The organism is Ruminococcus flavefaciens AE3010, from assembly GCF_000526795.1.
Classification (GTDB): domain Bacteria; phylum Bacillota; class Clostridia; order Oscillospirales; family Ruminococcaceae; genus Ruminococcus; species Ruminococcus flavefaciens_D.
The window spans coordinates 1,065,813-1,087,348 of sequence record NZ_JAGT01000001.1; the positions used below are offsets into that span (position 1 = coordinate 1,065,813).

A 21,536-nucleotide genomic window follows, 5' to 3' on the forward strand; every position below is an offset into this window, starting at 1 on the left:
TAGGCCTTTTGGCAATGTGAAGCTTATTATCTGAAGTATCAAAAGAAAACAACAGAGGGCTTGTGGGAACGATATCGTCTTTATTACTACTGGTGACATAAGTTCCTAATACGGAGATATCATCGTAAATATTCGCCGCTTTTGCCTTTAGGGGCGATATGTCTGGCATTATCATTATCGCCATCATCAGCGACAAGATAAGGCTGAACACCTGTTTTATAGGCGTTCGGGTTTGTGTTCGTGGTTGGATTCTCATAAATAGACCTCCTTATAAAAATAAAATAATATATGTCGACCGCTAAGCGGTTTCGACCTGTTTACGAGCTTATGCCCGTCCCCCAAAAAACAAATACGCCCGACATCCCATAATGGATGCCAAGCGTCAAATTTAATAATAAGGATGTGCTCTATGCCAGAAATGCTTTTTCTTGTCCTCTGCTTATTCTGTTCATAGATGATCCTCCTCATTAACAAAGACGATAGCAAAGATCAGAGGAAAAACTGTCCAGGTATTCTTATAATTCCAATTAGATTACCATATCCACTAACCAAGTTTTAATCAGTTTTTTATAACTGTTAATTATTATTATACAATATATCGCACATTTTTGCAAGATGACATTTGTCACTAATTTAATGACAGAAGCGTGAATACTATTGAAGGAGGTCATTGAAATGACTGATTATTCCGCGCTCCGGAAAGCATCAATCCGCCGAAAGGAAAACATCGTTCCACGGCAAGAAAAACACCAATCCGCATAAGGAAAGCAGTAATCCGCTGATGGAAAGCACTTCGTGTATAATAGAATTAGAGGCGTAGCCTCAAATATACACGAAGGAGGCCATGTATATGGCAAACAAAATCAATGTGAAACTCATTCTTGAGCTTCTCCAACCCCCGATGTCGCAGCGGCAGATTGAAGAAACGCGGCACATCTCCTCCAAGTCGATCACGGCAGTATGCCGCCGCGCTGCTGAATTGGGTGTCAGCTATGCGGATCTGGCGGACAAGAGTGATGACGAGGTCTATCTGCTCTTCTTTCCGGATAAGTTCCAGAAGGAAACTGTATACGCACCTATCAACTATGAGTATGTCCACGGTGAGCTGAAAAAAGACGGGCGTCACGCTCAAGCTGCTGTGGCAAGAGTACAAGGACGGTGTGAAAGAGGGCGTTTCTGTCGGATACTCCAAGTTCTGTGATGATTATGCCAAGTATGTCGAGCAGAACAACCTCACCAATCACATCACCCACAAGCCCGGTGTTGTATGCGAAGTAGATTGGAGCGGTAAAACGATGCGGCTTACCGATCCGGAAGAGGGTAAGGTGTATCCCGTCTATCTATTTGTCGCCGTACTTCCGTACAGCCAGCTTGCGTATGTTGAGCCTTGCTTGAATATGAACGAGCAGACATGGATCAACTGCAATGTCCATATGTTTGAGTATTTCGGCGGTGTTACGCTTCGTATCGTCTGCGACAATCTCAAGACCGGTGTAATCACGCATCCCCGCGAGGGCGACATCGTTCTGAATCAGTGCTATGAGGACTTCTCAAACCACTACTGCACGGCAATCATGCCTGCAGGCGTGAAGAAGCCAAAGCAGAAGGCGTCTGTAGAAGGTACTGTCGGAAAAATCGCTACTGCCATCATCGCACGTCTGCGCAACAACAAGTATACCTCTATCCATGATCTGAGAACGGATGTTGCAGCGGCGCTGGAGGATTTCAACAACACACCCTTCCAGAAGCGTGAAGGCAGCCGCCGTAAGGTGTTTGAAGCGAATGAGCGCATTACACTGCGTCCTCTGCCTGCCTTTCCGTATGAATATGCCGTGTGGGAATACGGGCGCATGATCGGTTCAGACTTCCATGTGACCTACCAGACCTGCAAGTACTCCGTGCCGTATCGCTTTGTAGGCAAGACAGTTGACCTGAAGATCACCGATAGTATGATCGAGATCTACTGCGGCCATGAGCGCATCTCCTCCCACAAGCGTTTCCCGAGTTATGTTCGCAACAGGTATGACACCTATCCGGAAGATATTCCTGAACGCTTCCAGAAAACGGAATGGAATGAGCTGACGATCAGACAGTGGGCGGCATCCGTTGGAAAGCAGACATTGACTGTCATTGACCGTATCTTCAAGAGCTACAGCACTTCCGAACAGGCCATCAATCCGGCTATGTCAGTGCTGAAGCTGAGCAAAAAGTACTCTTCTGAACGTCTGGAAGCGGCTTGCGGGCTGGCACTTGAACATGTCAGCGTGCCGCGGTATTCGCATCTCAAAGCAATCCTGGCTTCCGGTCAGGATAAGGAATACAGTGTGAATAAGAAGCTGGAGAACGAATCGTCGCCCGCCGGATTTGTACGCGGTGCTGCATATTACGGAGGTGACGATCATGCTGAATGAAGAGACAAGACGCAAGCTGCGTGAAATGAATCTCAGTGAGCTGGTTGAAGCACTTGATCTTCAGGAGAAGCAGCCGGAATATATGGCTCTATCGTTTGATGACCGTATGAATCTTGCTGTTGACTATACCTATTCAGCCAAGTATAACGCCAAGGTACATCGCCTGATTAACGCTGCAAAGTTCAGGATTGCCGATGCAACACTTGTGAATGTGCATTATGAAAAACGAGGGCTGGATAAGGATCTGATCCTGACACTCGGAACCTGCGGTTTCATCGAGAAGAACAAGCCGGTCGTATTTAACGGGTTTACCGGTTCCGGAAAAAGCTATCTTGCATGTGCAATCGGCAGGCTTGCATGCAGGGGTTCCGCACACGATATATTCGCATGCCTGATCTTATGCAGCTTCTCAGCGAGACTTCACTGGATGTACACAGCAGAGCCAAGCTCCTCAAAAAGTTCAGCGGATACCGGCTGCTGATCCATGACGAATGGCTGCTCAATGACATGACGGAGAGTGAGCAGCATTTCATCTTTGAGCTGATCGAGCGCCGCTATGACTGCACATCTACAATCTTTTGTACGCAGTACAAGCGTGAGGACTGGCACAGCCGTTTGGGCGGCGGTATCCACGCTGATGCGATTATGGACAGAATCATACATACTGCTGCATGGGTGTACTCCGGTGACATCAATATGCGCGAACTGCAGGCAAAGGAGGCAGAGTCATGATGGAAGATTACTGCGCCTTCAGCAAAGATCACAAATGCCTGAAATGGGTAATGTCATTAAGCTAAGAAAAAGATGTAAGAGACCAAAACTCTTACATCTTTTTTATGTATATAATGTAAATTTTCATAAAAAGGTATTGACAAATAGTTCAAAATGTGCGGCGCAGCTAATCAGATATACACATCTGATTGGAGGTTTTACCGTGCAAAAATACTGTAATATCGTCAAAAGCAAGCTTAATACTCTTATTCGCAGCATGGAGAAAAATGCATCAGCTTTTGTTGTCAATCCTAAGAGAGACTTCGTTCGAAAAAGTGAGCTTTCTTTCTCAAAAACAATGAGATTTATTCTCGGAATGGGAAGTCAGACCCTTGGCAAAGAACTTATGGATTTTTACGATTTTGATCCGAAAATGGTATCAGTATCAGCTATTGTTCAGCGAAGATCAAAGATTCTTCCTGCTGCTTTTCAGTATCTGTTTCATAAATTTAATGAGATTTTTTCTCAGACCAGTTTTTTTCACGGATACAGACTTTACGCTGTGGACGGTTCTGATATACATATTCCAACTATTCCTGATGATCACAGTACTAATTTCTCATCTAACGCTGATTCAAAAAGCTTCAATCTTATGCATCTGAACGCTTTGTATGGCCTTATGAACCGTAGGTATATAGAAGCTGTTTTGCAGGACAGGCGTAGTGAAAATGAGCATTCTGCTCTCATAAGTATGATTGAAAATATCGGACATGACTCCATTGTCGTTGCGGACAGAGGTTACGAATCCTATAACACGATCGCTCACCTTGAAAATAACGGTTTGAAATATGTGATACGCATCAAGACAAGTGGAGGAATTGCTCAGAAATTCAATATTCCTCATAATGAGGAAACTGATTTTACTGCAGATATTATTATTACAAGAAGACAGACTAATGAAGTTAAGGCTAATCCTGGACTTTATCGCCATATTCCTGCATTCTCAAATTTTGACTTCCTTCCGAAAGGTTCAAAAGATACATATCCTCTTAAATTCAGGATAATAAGGCTTAGGATATCTGAAGATAATTATGAGACCATTGTTACCAATCTCTGTGATGATGAGTTCTCTGCTTATGATATCAAGATGATCTACAAAATGCGCTGGGGAATCGAGACTTCATTCAGAGAGCTGAAGTACCATGTTGGCCTTATTGCCTTTCATTCTAAGAAAAAGGACTGCGTGATACAGGAAATTTATGCAAGTCTTATCATGTATAACTTTTCTATGTTGATCACCGAAAATATCCTCATATATGATGATAGGCATAATAATTATCACTACAAAATTAATTATGCAATTGCTATACACGCCTGCATCAGGTTCTTTCGCTCTACTCACGCATATCCTTCACTTTTGGAAGAGTTGATAGCAAGAAACAAGTGCCCTGTCAGACCTGATCGTTTTGCTGATAGAAAAACTCGTTACCATTCTGCTATCCCCTTCAATTACAGGTTATCATAATTCTTTTCTTGTGTCAATATTTTTTCTGGCAGATCTCTGATCTGTCTTTTCGTGCTGCCTTTTTTCAATAAATACTATCAGGAGTATGCTCGTTTATTTTCAAACATACTCCTGATTCCTTTTCATTATTCGATTAGCTTAATGACATTACTGAAATGGGAGGATTATGAGCTGACCCGCCATGAACTGGAAGAGGCTGACAGGCTGTGCCATGGCAACTGGATCGAGATTCAGAAGCTGTATGCGTACATTGACGAACTCAGAGCTATCCTGGATAAAAACAATATTGATTACCCGAAGGCGTGGTAATCTATAGCATCTGGCAGGAGCCTGCTGAGGATTTATAGCAGGCTCAATGCCAGTCAGAACAAGATCCTGCAAGACGTCCGCCACCCTTGACATGACCTGAAAGAAATGCTTTACGGTCGGTGCCGACGGTGACGAACTCAGGAACAGCTCAGTTGATTCACAGTCGGTCAGCCATTGTAGCATTTCTTTCAGAACCCGTCAAGGGCTAGCCGCCTGCGGCGGTGGCTGGGTTTTCCTACGGTTCGAAATCTAAGAACAGCTCTTGATTTCATTTGCTAGTGCTGTCCTTGCGCGGATTGATGCTTTCCTCGTTGCGGATTGGTGCTTTCCTTGATGCGGATTACCGTTTTCCTTGTTTCGGATTGATGCTTTCCGGAGCGCGGAATAATCACTCAATGGCTGTTGAAGTTCTTGTGCCTGCGGCAATAGCTTCGACCTGTGTTTTCACATACGCATAATCGGCAGCGTTATTCCCTATTAGTTTAGCACCTGTGGTAATACCGGATTCATATGAGATGTCTATGCCATATCTCATACCGTCAGATTTCGGATTCACACCTGATTGCTTGAGCATATAATTGTATAGCAGATCATCATCAGTCAAAGATGTTTTCAGCATTACTTCCTCATCGGACGGCGCAGAAATTAAAACGTCAGCGGTAAGAATTGACTCAACTGCCGCGACTGACAATGATGGAAGCGTCGGAACAATGCAGGACAGAAATACTGCCGTGGAACAAACGGAACTAATAATACGCTTTTTCATAAGACTTCCCTACCTTTCTGATATTAGGCTTCATTCTTGACTTTTTCAAATGCGTCGAGATACTCAGAGAATAAACGACGCATAAAAAACACAAAAAGTCCCCGGAACCGGCGTTTTCGCTGTGATCACGCTGATTCCAGAGACTATGTATACGGCTTTTTGCATAGTATTATTATAACGTGCAAAACCATTTTTCAATATGTGATATAACGACTTTAAAATACTAATTCAAATACCTTGTTCCATATTATATGATAACTTAGTTTTTGTCAATAATTCTAAACAGAAATCTAACCGCTCATTGTTCCCCAGAAATTCAACCGAAGCGAATTATATTCAATAACTATAATGAATCTATATCTTCTTTTTACTTCTCGCTGCCTTCAGCATTCTATCATACAGAAACCATCCAAACATAGCTCCTAAGCTATTATTTATCACATCATCGATTTCTGTGTAACCTCTGGAGGATAGATACTGGAGAAATTCGACGCTGATGGATACCAATAGACCTGAAAGAAGGATTGGCAGCCACAGTTTATTTGGTCGGCGCTGAATATATAGGTTACAGCTTAACATGAATCCGAAAGGGATGAAAAGAAGAATATTCAGGAATATTTGCCAGAAATAAAACCAATGATTCGTAGCTGTAAATAACCCCTTCAACTCTCTGAACGGAGTCAAACACACTCCCCTTGAACCAACATGTCTTATCTCCAGAGTTTCTCTTACGATAAATGTAAAGAACAGGATTAGAACGACAGTAGAGATCAAGAGAATTATATGGACTTGTTTTCGCTGTAATTCTAATGCTCTCCTCACTTAGTTTCTCCTTTTCTTTAGATCAATATAAGGTCTTTTATTACATATTAATATTCATATTATTTTAAATCAATCACCCTCATGCAGGTGCTTGTGATAAACACACAAGCATCTGAATCAGAATAACAATTATCGGACTTCTGCCCCCTCCGCAACAGAATCCTGCCGCAGAGAGGGCGTTAGTCACATTATTGATCATGTCACTTTATTATGTCATTTTGTGTTTTCAGACTCGGTTGAGATCAGTCATCTAAGCCGCCGTCTTGAACACTCGCATTCTCGAAAACAACTGCTACGTCCTCAATATCATATCCGTTATTGCTGCCGATCTTAAGGAAGAATACAGAATAACCTATAGTATCATCATCTAAGAATGCATCTTCAAAGTCAACACTTGTAATAGTATCAGTGTCATTGTTTATGCTTCCTGATGTGATCAAAACACCATTAGCATTATAGAGTTCTACAGTAAGCGCTCTCTCGAATTCCTGTGTTTCAACCGTCAAAACGCCCTCACAAAGAGTAGGTGAATTGATCTGAATCCAACCGGTAAATCTACCGAAATAATAATCGCCTGAAGAATACTGCATATCTGCATCAATATCTAATACTTGAACCTCATAATCATCAATATCACATCTGAGAGACAACGAATAATTAGCAGCTGCATCTGAATCATCAGGCACTATGCGGATAACAGCCTTCTGACCTGCTTCCATATCAAGCATAATAGTACCATTAGTTGTCTGAGAGATATCATGACCCCAAACATTAGGTTCTGTCAATGAATTATCAGCATTCACATAATAAGCTCGACCTGATATGTAACTATCAGAATCAAAGGCGTAGTAATATCTTCCGTCGAATGGAGCTGTGAACTCATACCATGCTTCGCTTTCGGAAGCAAGAGCCTCATTATAGGTATAGCCAAGAAGGAGATCCTTTTCAACTCTTGTACGCTTCGTAACCTTTACGGTATACTCAGCATAATCAGAAGAATAGTAATTACGTGGCTTGAAGTATACAGTCTGTCCTGCTGCGAGTTCATACTGGATTTTTACGTTATTGCTATCAGAATAGTAAGCTACTTCGTTCTTTAATGCTGCATCGCTATAGAGTTCACCATCGAGGTCATAATAGGTATCATTATTGTAAGCGTTAAAGATGTATGTGCCTGCCTCAGGTGCTGTGAATAAGAAGGTATCATAATCATAGTAATCGTTATATGTTCCATGTACCTCACTATCAAGTGTCAGAGCTGTATGGCTGAATTCAGGTGTCCACTGTGCGCTGTTGTTTGTTCTAGAAACAACTACCTCATACTTTACATCTTCGTTATCATACTGTCTTGGGCAGAGGTAAACTGTCTGACCGGCTTTAAGATGATACTGTAAGCAGAAGTTGCCATACTCACCATAGCCACTGTCGCCTGCCAAATAATTACCGCCAAGGTTATCATACAGATCACCATACATATATGCTATTGTCTGTGACCAGAAGTAGTAAACACCACTCTTAGGCGCTGTAAACTTAAAGTACTGCTTCTGTCCGTCAACTGTAGCACCTGCTGTAGGTGTATCAAGTGCGAGATCAATTACAGGATATGCCTCTTGACAGCTTACAGACCACCTATACGGAATAATAGTGCTTGCATTATTTGCGTTAAAGTCGCCTGTTACCTTGATATATACCTTTTCGCCTTCGAGGAGTGTATAGTACAAATCAAGCTGGTTCGGGAGACCATATTCCTCATGATAATTATTGTCTTCATCATAGTAATAATACCAGTTAGTATAATCGTTATATCTGGAATAATCACTGCTATAATTCAGCTCATCACCGAAGTATATCTCATAGTTCACAGAAATATCATGCTGAGATGATAAGAAATCAAAGTGATACACACCGTTCTGCGGAGCTGTGAATTCATACCACTGTGCAGTGTTGATAGGAAGCTCATTTGAACCTGAATCCACACCGCTGATCTGAGTCATGGTTCGATCATACTTTCTGAGAATGAACTCAGGCACTCTTTGTGAAGAACTGGTATTCGTAACCTTGATATAGACCGTTGTAGGCTCTTCGGTATAAAATTTGTAACCGTTCGTGCTGCTGAACATTTCAATCGGCGTAACCATATCGGAACCAAGTACTTCGTAAGATACATCATCAACATAATTCTGGTCAAACTCATAGACATCAAGGATAGCATTATAGCTTGCATCACCAAGATCATACTTGTAGTATGTTGTCTTGCCAGCCTTGAGAATATCGCTGTCATACTGAGTATTTACGGTAGCATTAACAATATTATCTGTAGCCTTTGAAAGTGTGAAGCTAAGTGTTCCCTCCTCTGTCATATTCTGAGGAGTAAATCTGATTGCATACTTATGATTTGGCTTGAGATTGAACGGAATCATTGTTGCACTATCTACCCTATCATGCTGAACAGTCTCATAGTTGTTTTCAACGTCCTCGATCTGCCAATAGAACGAAGTCAAAGAAGAAGAATTAAGCACATAACCACCGGCTGCATTTGTTGTGAATTCATATTCAGTATAATCCTTGCGGTCAAGAACCACATTGTCTACTGTTGTTCCGAGTGTGTAATTCATAGGATTATATGCTGTTGCATTAAAGCAGAAGTTATAGACACTTTCGTCACCATTGATATACGGTCTGACATAGACTTCTTCACCTGGAGCAAGATAGATCTGCTGGTTAGCATAATCTTCAACATTGAACCAATCAGACTTTTCAAAGCGCCCCTTGTAGTATACAGCATAATCAGCATTTGCGATGTTATTACCTTCAGTCTTAATAACATCAAATGTCACCATAACCTCGTCTTCAGTGTCGTTGACATATCTGTACCACTTGTTTGAAGCAGCCATTGCATCTAACTCACCAACATTATCCTGATTGTCTATAGTGAGTGTACCTGTGTATGGAGTATTCAGTGCTGCATCAGTTACATCACCTTCAACATTAACCTCACAGGTTGCGATCTCGCCGTCATCTGTGTAAGCAAGAATATTGTAAGTACCAGGAATATATCCGGTGAAATCTGCATACTCTCCATAACTATAATAATTCCAATAATAATCCCAGTATACTGAGGTCTTATCTCCATCGGAAACCATCTGATAAGCCGCCTTGTTGGTATAGAGTCGGATAGACTCTTCAGGAAGAACTGATACTACAGGCTCGTCAAATGCGAGAGCTTCATACATATCAACTACATGGATCTTGTAGAAAGTCTTATTGCCATAGTTGTCAAGTACAAAGATATATGCTGTACCTGTTTCCTTTGCAGTAACAACACCGTTCTTGTCAACAGTAGCATTGCTTGTATTGGAGTAATAGCGCAGCTTTGTGCCTGTAACATCTAACTGATATGCATCACCCATGTTGATCGTTATTTCCTTAGTAACGTTGGAAATAACAGTGTATGCAGGAGTAACTGTCAGAGTTGCAACAGAGGAGTTGACAGACTCGTAAGGATCAGTAACGATGCAGCGATAAAGACGTCTGTCATCGGTGTACTTAGTTTTAAAGGTGTATGTAGAAGATGTGGCACCTTCAATATTAACCCAATCAATCGGTGTATCGTCATCGGTTACAACGCCAGTCTGCCACTGATAGGTCAGATTCTCACCTGTAGCAGTAATAGAGAACGACACATTCTTGCCCTCGACAACAGTAGTTGACGGGAGATCAGAAATAGTTATCGGTGTTCTGACTGTCAGGGTTGCAGCATCAGATGTCTTGGTCTGCCCATAGTTATCTGTTACTGTGCAACGATACTGAGTGCCTGAAGTAGCCTCAGAACCAGCCACGGTAATAGATGCTGTGTTAGCACCTGTTCCTGTATAAGCAAGCCAATTATTTGAGTTAGGAAGCTTGTACTCCCATGCGTATGATTTTATGTTGGTCTCGGAAGATACGGTAAATGTAGCGGATTGGTTAGTGGTGATTATGGCGGAGTTTGGTGAAGTTATTGAAAGAGTAGCCTTTAATGATAATGTAGCAACTCTTGATTCAATAGTATCAGTTCCATTACTCAGAATGCAGCGATACTTTCTTCCGGCAAACCGCTCTGCCATCTTAAAGCTGAAAGTATTTTTATTATTATTACCAATACTGTTCCATGAGATTCCATCTGAACTCCACTGCCACTGATAGCTTGTTGTTCCTTCAGCTGCTACTGTCATTACAACTGAATCGCCTACTGCAGCATTTACATCTTCAAGATCTTGTGAAAGCTCATAGCCAGACTTCAATGATAATGTAGCAACTTTTGATTCAATAGTATCAGTTCCATTACTCAGAATACAGCGATATTTTCTTCCGGCAAACCGCTCTGCCATCTTAAAGCTGAAAGTATTTTTATTATTATTACCAATACTGTTCCATGAGATTCCATCTGAACTCCACTGCCACTGATAGCTTGTTGTTCCTTCAGCTGCTACTGTCATTACAACTGAATCGCCTACTGCAGCTTTAACATCTTCAAGATCTTGTGAAAGCTCATAGCCAGACTTCAATGATAATGTAGCAACTTTTGATTCAATAGTATCAGTTCCATTATTCAGAATACAGCGATATTTTCTTCCGGCAAACCGCTCTGCCATCTTAAAGCTGAAAGTATTTTTATTATTATTACCAATACTGTTCCATGAGATTCCATCTGAACTCCACTGCCACTGATAGCTTGTTGTTCCTTCAGCTGCTACTGTCATTACAACTGAATCGCCTACTGCAGCATTTACATCTTCAAGATCTTGTGAAAGCTCATAGCCAGACTTCAATGATAATGTAGCAACTCTTGATTCAATAGTATCAGTTCCATTATTCAGAATGCAGCGATATTTTCTTCCGGCAAACCGCTCTGCCATTGTAAAGCTGAAAGTATTTTTATTATTATTACCAATACTGTTCCATGAGATTCCATCTGAACTCCACTGCCACTGATAGCTTGTTGTTCCTTCAGCTGCTACTGTCATTACCACTGAATCTCCAACTGCAGCATTTACATCTTCAAGATCTTGTGAAAGCTCATAGCCAGACTTCAATGATAATGTAGCAACTCTTGATTCAATAGTATCAGTTCCATTATTCAGAATGCAGCGATACTTTCTTCCGGCAAACCGCTCTGCCATTGTAAAGCTGAAAGTATTTTTATTATTATTACCAATACTGTTCCATGAGATTCCATCTGAACTCCACTGCCACTGATAACTTGTTGTTCCTTCAGCTGCTACTGTCATTACAACTGAATCGCCTACTGCAGCTTTAACATCTTCAAGATCCTGAGTCAAGCTATACGAATTCCGTTCAATGGCATAAGCATTCAACAAATTCATTGAGTCTCCAGCTAAAAACATGGGCACATTAGCACTTATTGTTGTTAAAGCAGTAAGGAAAGCAATGATTTTTTTATTAGCTTCTTTCATAATCAATCTCCTTATTATAATATTAAATAACCAAACTAATAAAGTAAATTCAAATTATCATCGGAAACGCCCCCTATCAAACATACAAAAGATTAATTTTCCATATAAATGTTTTAACGTTTGCGGTGATTTTATTGAACGACTGTTATTTATTACTTATATTTCTTTAATAAAATGGGTAGTTTTTTTCTTTGTATATCCTAATTTATCATAAAAAATATGAGCACCAATTCTAAAATCTGCACTAGTAAATTCAATTGCAGAACAATGCTTTTTACAACACATATCTTCTACATATTCAAACATTTTTCTACCAATTCCACATTGACGATAATCTTCATTTACAACCACATATGTAACATAAATTATACGACTAGGCCTTATATAATCCTCTTGAATTTCAGTAAATATACATCCAACCAAATCATTATCTTCAGTCACAGCAACATGTATTCTTCTTTCACTTGTCAAATACTTTTCTTCAAGTGTCTTTTGATCTGTTTTGGAACCGTATACTTTGTTTAATAATGATATTAATTCAATATAGTCAGACGAGCAATAATCCCTTACTGTTATTTTCATAAAAGTTCTCTCTTTCTATCCTTAAATGTTTCGAATTCATTCATTACACCTGCAATACTAGCGGTTATTTCCCTGCTAATGTAAAAATCAGCATTTCCTTCTCTAATTGCATTTGCAAGAGCAACAAGTTCATATCGAATACCTTCTCCATTAACCTGGTAAAAAAAACGCTTATTATCAGATGGATTTTCATATCTAAGTTCAAAATAATCTGTTTTCCACCAAGGCGCTGGAACAAATACATATCCTTTTGTACCTGAAATTATTAATTCACCTTCAGACTTAACGCCAGTACCAACTTTTATTGATGCTGTGGCAGAAGAAAATGTCAAATCTATTTTCGTAAACAAATCTTGTTTATCATCATCACTCATCATCGAGAATATTCTTAAATCCTGATACTCTGTTCCCAATATCTGAAAAACTGGAAGCATTGTTGTTGGTCCCCACGATTCTAAAGATCCCCAATTAGTATTTGTAGATAAACTAAGACTTGTACAGGTTGCATCAACAGAAACTACCTTACCTATTTTTCCACTTTTCAAAAGCAAAAGCATACGCTCATAAGCAGTAATATAAGCAGTACGATTTGCTTCCATTACTGTAACCCCATTTATCCTTGCCAATTCAAATAGTTTCTCACACTCTAACTTTGACATAGCAAGTGGGCTTTCACACAATACATGCTTTCCCTTTTCAAGAGCATATTTACACTGTTCAAAATGTTGTTTGGGGTGAGAATGAATATATACAGCATCAACAGCATCCAATAACTTGTCATAATCCGTATTATACACTATCAGATCATCTTTCAAGTCATGCAATACACCATCATAAGGAACACAAATACCGATTACATCCACAGCATTTACATATTTAGATTCATTATAAAACTTCTCCAAAAAAGGAGAATAACCAACCATTCCTAATTTAAGAGAAGACCTCTCAGCACGAATTTCAGAGCTTGAAACCCCCTCAGTTCTAGGAAGATAAACAACTTTGCAATATTCATTCAAATAATCAAAATATCCAATCCAATCCGATCCAACTGTAAATATATCAACACCGTATTTTCGAACATCATCTATTTTCTGCCCCTCATATTCTTCGACAATTACTCTGTCTGCAATTCCAGTAGCTTGTACAGCCGCAATTCTTTCTTCTAAACTCTGCTGGACATTTATCTTTCCACGAGTTTTATCAAAATCATCAGCTGTTACTCCAACTATCAAATAATCTCCCAGTGCTTTAGCTCTTTCCAAAAGTCTAATATGACCATGATGCAATAAATCGTATGTACCATATGTAATAACTTTAATCATACGTAATCTCCTAATAATAAGATTATAACTTTATAGCATTCCTCTGCTCTGCATATCTTTCAATGCATTAATCAGTGTTGTATTATCATCATGATTCAGATGCCCGATATGACCGACACGAAAAATCGTACTCTTCATATCGCCGCCGTTCGGACAAATCCAAATTCCATAATGATCTTTTAGTTCCATAAAGATCTCATACGCATCTGCATTCAGCGGATGAACGGGTGTCACACCATTTGCCGGAGATTCAGAAACGAATTCAAACGGCAACTCCTGTATCTTGTTTCTGAAATCCTGAGCCTGTGCAGCAACACGAGCAATTTCAACATCTGCACCGCCTGCGGTTTCAATTTCCTTCAACCTGGTGTTAATCTGCCGAAGAATGCCAACAGCAGGCGTAAACGGAGTCTGTCCACGCTCCATATTTCTTAGCACATCTGCGAGATTGAAGTACATGGACTTGACCTTCGCGCTTGTGACACGCTCCACTGCTCTCGGAGCAAGAACGATCATAGACACACCGGGCGGGCACGCCAGTACCTTCTGAGAACCGGTAATCATCACATCAGCACCGCAGTGCGACATATCAAAAGGATCTGCAAGGAATGCTGAAACGCAGTCGCAGACAAAGAATATGTCATTCTTTTGACAGAATTCACCAAGCATTTCAGAATCATAGAGGACACCGGTTGAGGTTTCATCAATATTGACCAGCAGACCGGTATATCCCTTGCTGTCATACTCGTACAGTCTTTCCTTGGTGAGCTTCTGTCCATGATTCAGCTTTAGAACATCGTGCGGTACATCATGGATCTCGCAAAGCTCAACAAACCTCTGACCGAAGCTGCCGCCGTTGATGACCAGCACCTTATCGGATGCTGTAAAACAATTCATTACAGTCGCTTCCATAGAACCCGTTGAAGAATTGGTCATAAACGCAACTCTCGAACCAGCAGGCGCTTTGGAAAACTCCAGCATCAGCTTTTCATTTTCAAGCATCAGCGCAGAAAACTCCGGCGTTCTGAAATATGGTACCTGCTCTGCACCGACGGAACAAACTTCCTCGCTTGCCATAACAGGACCAACTGTAAAATTAAGCATAACTATTCCTCCTAGTTTTCGTTTATAACAGTTAATAACAATGTATTTACATTTATCAAATGCCATTTAAGTATTTCCCTTAAAATGTCTACTTATAAAAAGCTGTATATGAATGGTCAGATACGCGCTGATCTTCAGGAGGTAATTTTAAATAATCGCCATAAATTCGACGAAGAATACGGTCATATCCTGAAGGGACTGGATATAGCTTCGATTCAAATTCCAATTCAATTGTACTATTAAAATCATCAACTTCGAAAACCCATGGAATAGATGCACATGGACTAGTAGAGAAAAAGCTCTTATTACAAGATGTATTATTAAATTTACACATATCGTCATATTTTTCAATGATAGAACGAACTGAGCCAAACACAAGTGATGCTAAATTAAAATAGGCTTTCTTTATTTGTTTCTTCCAAAAAGAATCAATTCCTTTATAGCCACCAGTATATGGTCTAATTCGACGCAGTTGTTTTTTATACTCTAAATTTATTTGTTTAAGTTTTGAATCAGCCTCTTCAATTGAATTTGAATGAATAATATCTAACGGGAAAATATCAATTGAACATCCATAAATAAATCCATTATTAAATCGTGATGGCCAAACAATAGTTGGAGTAAAACAAAGTTTGGTCCATGGAAATAGATATTCAGATGAGTTTTTATAGGAAACTAATTTCCAACCATCACCAATCAACTTATTACTCCAATCGGAAAGCATTTTTTCATAATCATTTCTAGGCATCCATAAATCAATATCATCATCCCACGGTATAAACCCTTTATGACGAACAGCTCCAATGAGCGATCCATAAGCTAACCAAAACCTATAATTACTTGATTCGCATAGTTTTTGAAATTCAGATAACCCTTTTAAGCTAATTATTTTTTGATCTTCAAGAGATATTTCTTTATTTTTATTATACATATACAATCATCCATTCATGTTTATTTGTTAATTAGCGATAAATTATCTATAATCCTCAAATCATTTTTATTGACAAAAACAACAAGAAGCTTTATCGATATTTACTTTCCGGAGTAATCTTTAAGTCAACATTTAATTAATCACAAATATAAGTACATATTTGCAAATAGATCTTAGATAATTTATCTTGCTTATAATCTTAAGCAAATTGCTTTTCAAATGTTAAAAATATGCTATTTCTTAGCCTTTTGAAACCATTCTTTTTACTAATTTTAATGCATTCATCAAATCTGATTTATAAAAAATTCCTCCGCTAATAATGCACACAACTAAAGAAATCAAAAACACTAGTCCTGCCATTTCTGCCCAAACTAACCACTTGTCAAATTCAACATTTTTTAAAATAATTGTATTTACTACCACTATTACAGAAAAGGTACCTATTAACCATAAAAACCTCTTTAACAAATTTATATTTTTAATTTCTTTTAACATATTCATAGCCACATACCATTGATAATGTATTGTTCTAAAAATATTCGCTACAAGTGTACCTATTCCAACACCGATAATACCACAAAAAGTAGTCAATACTATTGAAAGACTCAGGTTGATAATTGCTTCCGAATATGCTGCTTTTTTTGTTTCCTTATAATGCCCAGCCGCATGAACCACAGTAAGAAAAGGTATACGTAAACAGTATATCGCCAAAGATAATATCGCAATATATGCATAAGAAGGAATAATATATTGAACATCAGTTACACCCTTTGTATAGATCTTGACAAATGGTATTACAAGCACCAATGCGCATGAAAACGCCACCATCACAAAGCAATTCATTAAAAAATCAAAAAGCCTAAGGTTTTTATATAATGACTCTCTCTGTTTTTTTACTATCATATCCCCAAAAGCAGATTCTAAACCAGAAGTAAAAATGTTTGTCAACTGCTTTAAACCATTGATTACGAGATTATACACCGCATAAACAGATACAGTTTTCATATCAGTCAAAACTGTTAAAACAGTAACATCAGTATTCTCATGAACAATATTCGCTATTGATTGCGCAGCAACATCTCTTTTTTTGGATAAGGCTGTATTATCCGGAGTAACTTTTTTGTTAAGATGATAATGTTTTGAAACAACTATATTCAATACAATAGGACTTAATGTATAAATCATTGCACTACCAAACTTTACTATCTGAATTGAAAAACCACGATATATAAGAGCACAAGCAATTATTGTGTTTAACACTGTAGCAACAATTTGAATAACATTATATATATAGAGTTTTTGATCAGCTTGAAGAAGCGTTGAATAAGTTAAGCCAAAGAAGTATTGTGCAAACGTACCAATTGAAATAATAATTACTAACGATGCAACTTCAAGATATGAATACTGGCTGTTTATAACAAAAGGGTATATAATCGAGAGTAAAATAATATAGCCTAAGAATATTGCAGCAATCTTCCTCATGTACAATTCAGTAGCTTTAATAATAGCACTTGTTTGGTTTATGTCATTATTTCCAAGTGACTTATAAAGCTCTACCCTTGTTGCTCCTGCAACGCCAATTCTTAATAAACCAACAAAATTTAAGAATTGGGTAATAGATGAAACCATCCCATTGTATTCAGATCCATATTTAGAGATGATAAGCCTCGGAAGAATTAAATTACAAACAAATACAGTGATTTGATATAAAGCTAGTGCCACAATACTGTATGTGGCTTTTTTTACTCGTGAATTACTCATATTTATACACTCGACCTTATTTTTTCTGTTATATAATTCATAATCGTTTCAGCACCTTTACCATCTTCTCTCAAACCAACTCTCCTCTGAAAGTTTATTAAATTCATCTTGTATCTTTCTTCATCAAAATTAGTAATTATAGCCTCTAATTCCGAATTATTTTGAGCTAAAGGGTAAGGTAATTCGTTTATATTAAAGACAAAATCCCGATCGTTCATATATTCTTCAACATCTGAAGCGTAAAGCACCGCAGCTTTTCCTAAAACAGAAAAGTCAAACATCGTTGATGAATAATCAGTAATCATAAAGTCAGAAATAAGATATAGCTCCGTCATGTCGGAGTATTGAGTAACATCTATCACATCCTGTGGTATCTCTAATTTTAATTGTTTAATGTTAGGATGCAGCTTTATTATAACTTTCCATTCTCCGCCAAATCTTTTCTCAAGCGAACGCTTTAATAGTTTATAGTCGATATTATAGACCTTCAAACTGCTGTCTCTCCGAAACGTTGGTGAATATAATACTATCTTCTCAGTCTTTTTCACACCAATCTTTTGTTTAATGATATCTACAAGTTTCAAATCATAATCAAACAATAAGTCTAGCCTTGGAGATCCACATTTTAAAATTGGACCTGAATACCAAAAAAACTGTTTAAAATACTCTTCTCCCCAATCATTTGTAACTAAAAGGGTATCAATATTTTTAGAATCATTTATAGCTGTTTTAACATAAGATTCTGCTAAATTTCTCTCAACATCTCTTTCAGCTCTCTTTAAACTAATTGTGCCATGCCACGTTTGAAAATAAAACTGGCCCTTACGTTTTAAAATATGGGGTTGTTTTCTTGTATTATCAATCCAAACCTTAGCCGTTGCCATTTCATATAAATATCTGATTGAATTATACTTTACAACAGTTATTTCTTTGGGAACGCTCTCACTTTTAGGATTCTCTAAAACAAATACGCAATTATAAGGCAATTTGTGTTTTACAATATACTCAGCAATATATTTAGGATTATCGCCATAAAAACGTCCCGAAAAAGCTGAAAAAACAATCTTATTACTATTAATAGGAATAATCCTAAAAAATACCATTATCCATCTGATTAATATTTTTACCATTTTTTTGATAATCATACAATTCATACCTTTCAAAAGCACATAATTCTATATTGATAAGAAAGAAAATAATAACCTACATGAACTAAAGATACTAATGCTAATACATATTGTTGATAATCAGCCCTATCATTTGTTTTAGTAGTATAGTTATTATCTAATTGAAAAACACTATTTTTGTTAAACAATATAATCATTAAATATGGAATAAAACTAGTCATTCTTATAAACAAATAATAATTCCAAACTGCACCTAAACAAAAAACAACATATATTTTTGAAAAATTAATTATCCTGGAATACTCATTGTCTTTATTAGATTGCCTTACTTCTGGTCTAGAAAATAAATATACAATAGTTAAAATTTTTATCAAGCTAATAACAATTATTGGTATCTCATAATACTCTGATTTTGATCCTTTTGTATAAAAATCAATTTTATAAAGGATACTAAGAATGTAAGAACCATTTCCTAATTTTTGAAGAAATTCTGTTGCAGCAGAAACAAACACACCTGAAAATAATACTAATATATATATCCATACTTTACTAAATTTATTAGTCAAATACGCTAACAAGCGTATTAGGATAAACAAAGCAAACACTGAATGAATTGTTAATAATGCAAAGTAACATGCAAAACAAATTAAAGGGCTTTTCTTTTTTACCATATCATAATATAGTATTAGACAAAATAATGTCATTCCTATAGGCATTCTAATATTCGTAATAGCCACCTTAAAATTTTCCATTGCTATAAACATAAACATTCCGGTGGAGGCAAATCTTGCATCACGCATTTCGTCGCATTGTATATCACATAATAATTTGCCAAAAAAACCATATACTATTAAGCATGTAATTAATGACAAAAATCTAAAATTGCCAAGCAAGCTGATAAAATACAGAAACATTTTTACCAATGGAAGATTATTGTATGTTGTGCTAAAGTATTCCCTATCTCCATTCCATCCATATACTCGGAATGCTTCCATATCCTGAAAAAATCTGTATAAATCTGTATAATTACCATTTTCAATCCATGCTTTAATCGGATCAAATAAATAGGCAATTACCGATAATAAAATAACAGCAGTAGCAACATACATTTTGGAATTCTTTGCAGTTTTGGTTTTCATTAATACATATAAAAATGCTGTTACAATAAGTAAACAAGCTGAATAAGATGAAAAGTTTATTCTCATGGCTTCCACCTAACAATATAGAATTTTTGAAACTACCGTTAACAACATTTTGCAATAATCATAAAAAGCTCTTCTTAAATCATATTAGTATAGGCTATGATTGATTTAATATTTTGTTCACCTATCACCAGACTTCAATAACCACTCAAACTGAATTTAATAATACGAAAAATGAGTTTATAAAATTCTATTCGACTTAGAAAAGAATTCAATTTTCATCAAGTCTACGCACCAGAAGTATTCAAACCATTCTGATTTTTATGTCGAGTCATTATAAGAATATATCCTATCGTTTATAGCGCAAATGTGTTTGAGTTGACACAATATTACCGAAGTTTATTTTGTGGCTGAATCGATTAAGGGCCAATTATTATAGTTGTTTTTATAGTAGCGATTCATACTTTTTTAATACAATATTTGCTGTATCTCCCATATCATATCCTTTATCTTTAAGAATTAAATAATCATTCCTATTTCTATCGCTACTTAAAACAATGCTTGAAATAGCAAGTGCCCATTTATTATCATCATCTTCAAGATCTACTCTATACACAAGATCTGTAAGATCTATTTGCTTTGAAACAGTGTTCGATACAACTAATGGTAATGATGCTGCCTGAGCTTCCACAGTTACAAATGGCAACCCTTCATACAGCGAAGGTAGTAAAAATACATCAAATGCTTGAAGTATTTCATTTACGTCATTTCTAATGCCTAAAAATTTTACGCATTCTTTTAAATTACATTCTTCAACAAGAGATTCTATTGATTGCTTTAGATGCCCTTCACCAACTAATAGTAAAACACTATCAGGATTTACACTATGATACTCATTAAATACACTTATAATTTTGGAATGATTCTTCTGATGCTCAAATCTAGCAATACTTCCAACAACTACAGAATGGGAAGAAATGCCAAATTCTTTACGTTTCCTATTTCGTATATCTAATGAGAACGAATATTTATCTAGATCTATTCCATTATGTATTAAAGAATATGTTCTGTTATCAGCAACACTTTTTCCAAACATCCACTGTGCAGCAACATCTGAACATGCCCACATTGCATCAGTACGATAGTTTTGGATTTTCCTAAATAATTTATGAGAAAACACATGAGCAGAATCTCCATTATGACTATGAACAATAAGCTTAGTTTTTCTCTCAAAAAGAATCGGAAATACATAGATGAAATAAGATGCTCCACATTCATTAAGATGTATAATATCATATTTATTATGCGAAAAGAAACTGATAATGTCCACTAAATATTTTAAAAAGTTCTTTTTAATACCAGTAATCTTATAGATTCTTCCGTTACCATAGTTTCTGATAGTTTTTAAATAACTATCCGCTATTTTTTCATGAACCAGGAAATCCATTTGTACTTCTTTAGAGTCTAAATGCTTATACAAATTCGTCATGAATGTCTCAACGCCACCAATTCCCCCCGTCATCCCAACAGCAAGAACTTTTATCACTTCAAAACCTCCTTTTTTCTA

General features: G+C 37.3%; 15 protein-coding genes and 1 pseudogene. 5 read left to right on the forward strand and 11 right to left on the reverse strand.

Annotated elements, in window-relative coordinates:
• Positions 1-850 precede the first annotated feature (850 nt).
• The 5 genes and pseudogenes from N774_RS19750 (at position 851) to N774_RS18705 (ending at position 4,956) form a co-directional block, all read left to right on the forward strand.
• On the forward strand, positions 851-1,201 hold the full coding sequence (locus N774_RS19750) for a hypothetical protein (protein WP_242836554.1): 351 nt from the start codon (positions 851-853) through the stop codon (positions 1,199-1,201).
• Positions 1,161-2,411, forward strand: coding sequence for an IS21 family transposase (gene istA, locus N774_RS18700; protein ID WP_242836555.1), 1,251 nt, complete (start codon positions 1,161-1,163; stop codon positions 2,409-2,411). The genes N774_RS19750 and istA overlap by 41 nt, the downstream gene beginning before the upstream one ends.
• Before the next feature lie 25 nt (positions 2,412-2,436).
• Positions 2,437-3,143: pseudogene (locus N774_RS16850) on the forward strand (ATP-binding protein).
• A gap of 256 nt (positions 3,144-3,399) precedes the next feature.
• A complete protein-coding gene (locus N774_RS0104540) occupies positions 3,400-4,647 on the forward strand; it encodes an IS4 family transposase (protein WP_196231528.1) in 1,248 nt (415 codons plus the stop codon).
• A 141-nt stretch (positions 4,648-4,788) separates the two neighbouring features.
• Entirely contained in the window at positions 4,789-4,956 is a 168-nt protein-coding gene (locus N774_RS18705) for a mobility-associated LCxxNW protein (RefSeq protein ID WP_155250350.1), read from the forward strand.
• Between the two features lie 388 nt (positions 4,957-5,344).
• Here N774_RS18705 and N774_RS0104550 read toward each other — a convergent pair whose 3' ends face one another.
• The 11 genes from N774_RS0104550 to N774_RS0104600 all read right to left on the reverse strand — a co-directional run bounded on the left by N774_RS0104550 (position 5,345) and on the right by N774_RS0104600 (position 21,515).
• Positions 5,345-5,722, reverse strand: a complete 378-nt coding sequence (locus N774_RS0104550; protein WP_024860098.1) for a hypothetical protein — start codon at positions 5,720-5,722, stop codon at positions 5,345-5,347.
• 354 nt (positions 5,723-6,076) lie between these two features.
• Positions 6,077-6,544, reverse strand: a complete 468-nt coding sequence (locus N774_RS20110) for a VanZ family protein (protein WP_024860099.1) — start codon at positions 6,542-6,544, stop codon at positions 6,077-6,079.
• Between the two features lie 242 nt (positions 6,545-6,786).
• Positions 6,787-12,000, reverse strand: a complete 5,214-nt coding sequence (locus N774_RS18025) for a hypothetical protein (RefSeq protein ID WP_051463372.1) — start codon at positions 11,998-12,000, stop codon at positions 6,787-6,789.
• 156 nt (positions 12,001-12,156) lie between these two features.
• Positions 12,157-12,582, reverse strand: coding sequence for a GNAT family N-acetyltransferase (locus tag N774_RS0104565; protein ID WP_024860101.1), 426 nt, complete (start codon positions 12,580-12,582; stop codon positions 12,157-12,159).
• Positions 12,579-13,904, reverse strand: coding sequence for a Gfo/Idh/MocA family oxidoreductase (locus tag N774_RS0104570; protein ID WP_024860102.1), 1,326 nt, complete (start codon positions 13,902-13,904; stop codon positions 12,579-12,581). The genes N774_RS0104565 and N774_RS0104570 overlap by 4 nt, the downstream gene beginning before the upstream one ends.
• A 30-nt stretch (positions 13,905-13,934) precedes the next feature.
• The gene (locus tag N774_RS0104575; protein WP_024860103.1) at positions 13,935-15,008 is read right to left on the reverse strand and encodes a pyridoxal-phosphate-dependent aminotransferase family protein; all 1,074 of its coding nucleotides are present in this window, start codon (positions 15,006-15,008) and stop codon (positions 13,935-13,937) included.
• Positions 15,009-15,096: 88 nt separating this feature from the next.
• Positions 15,097-15,939 (reverse strand): LicD family protein, encoded by an 843-nt coding sequence (locus tag N774_RS0104580; protein WP_024860104.1) that lies wholly within the window; start codon positions 15,937-15,939, stop codon positions 15,097-15,099.
• Between the two features lie 240 nt (positions 15,940-16,179).
• Positions 16,180-17,700 carry a lipopolysaccharide biosynthesis protein gene (locus N774_RS0104585; protein ID WP_024860105.1) on the reverse strand — a complete coding sequence of 507 codons (1,521 nt, stop codon included), beginning with the start codon at positions 17,698-17,700 and terminating at the stop codon, positions 16,180-16,182.
• A gap of 2 nt (positions 17,701-17,702) precedes the next feature.
• Positions 17,703-18,830 (reverse strand): CDP-glycerol glycerophosphotransferase family protein, encoded by a 1,128-nt coding sequence (locus N774_RS0104590; RefSeq protein WP_196231529.1) that lies wholly within the window; start codon positions 18,828-18,830, stop codon positions 17,703-17,705.
• Between the two features lie 29 nt (positions 18,831-18,859).
• Positions 18,860-20,032: a hypothetical protein gene (locus tag N774_RS0104595; RefSeq protein ID WP_024860107.1), complete on the reverse strand. Its 1,173-nt coding sequence runs from the start codon at positions 20,030-20,032 to the stop codon at positions 18,860-18,862.
• Positions 20,033-20,414: 382 nt separating this feature from the next.
• Complete coding sequence (locus tag N774_RS0104600; protein WP_024860108.1) at positions 20,415-21,515, reverse strand: glycosyltransferase family 1 protein; 1,101 nt, start codon at positions 21,513-21,515, stop codon at positions 20,415-20,417.
• Between the last annotated feature and the right edge of the window lie 21 nt (positions 21,516-21,536).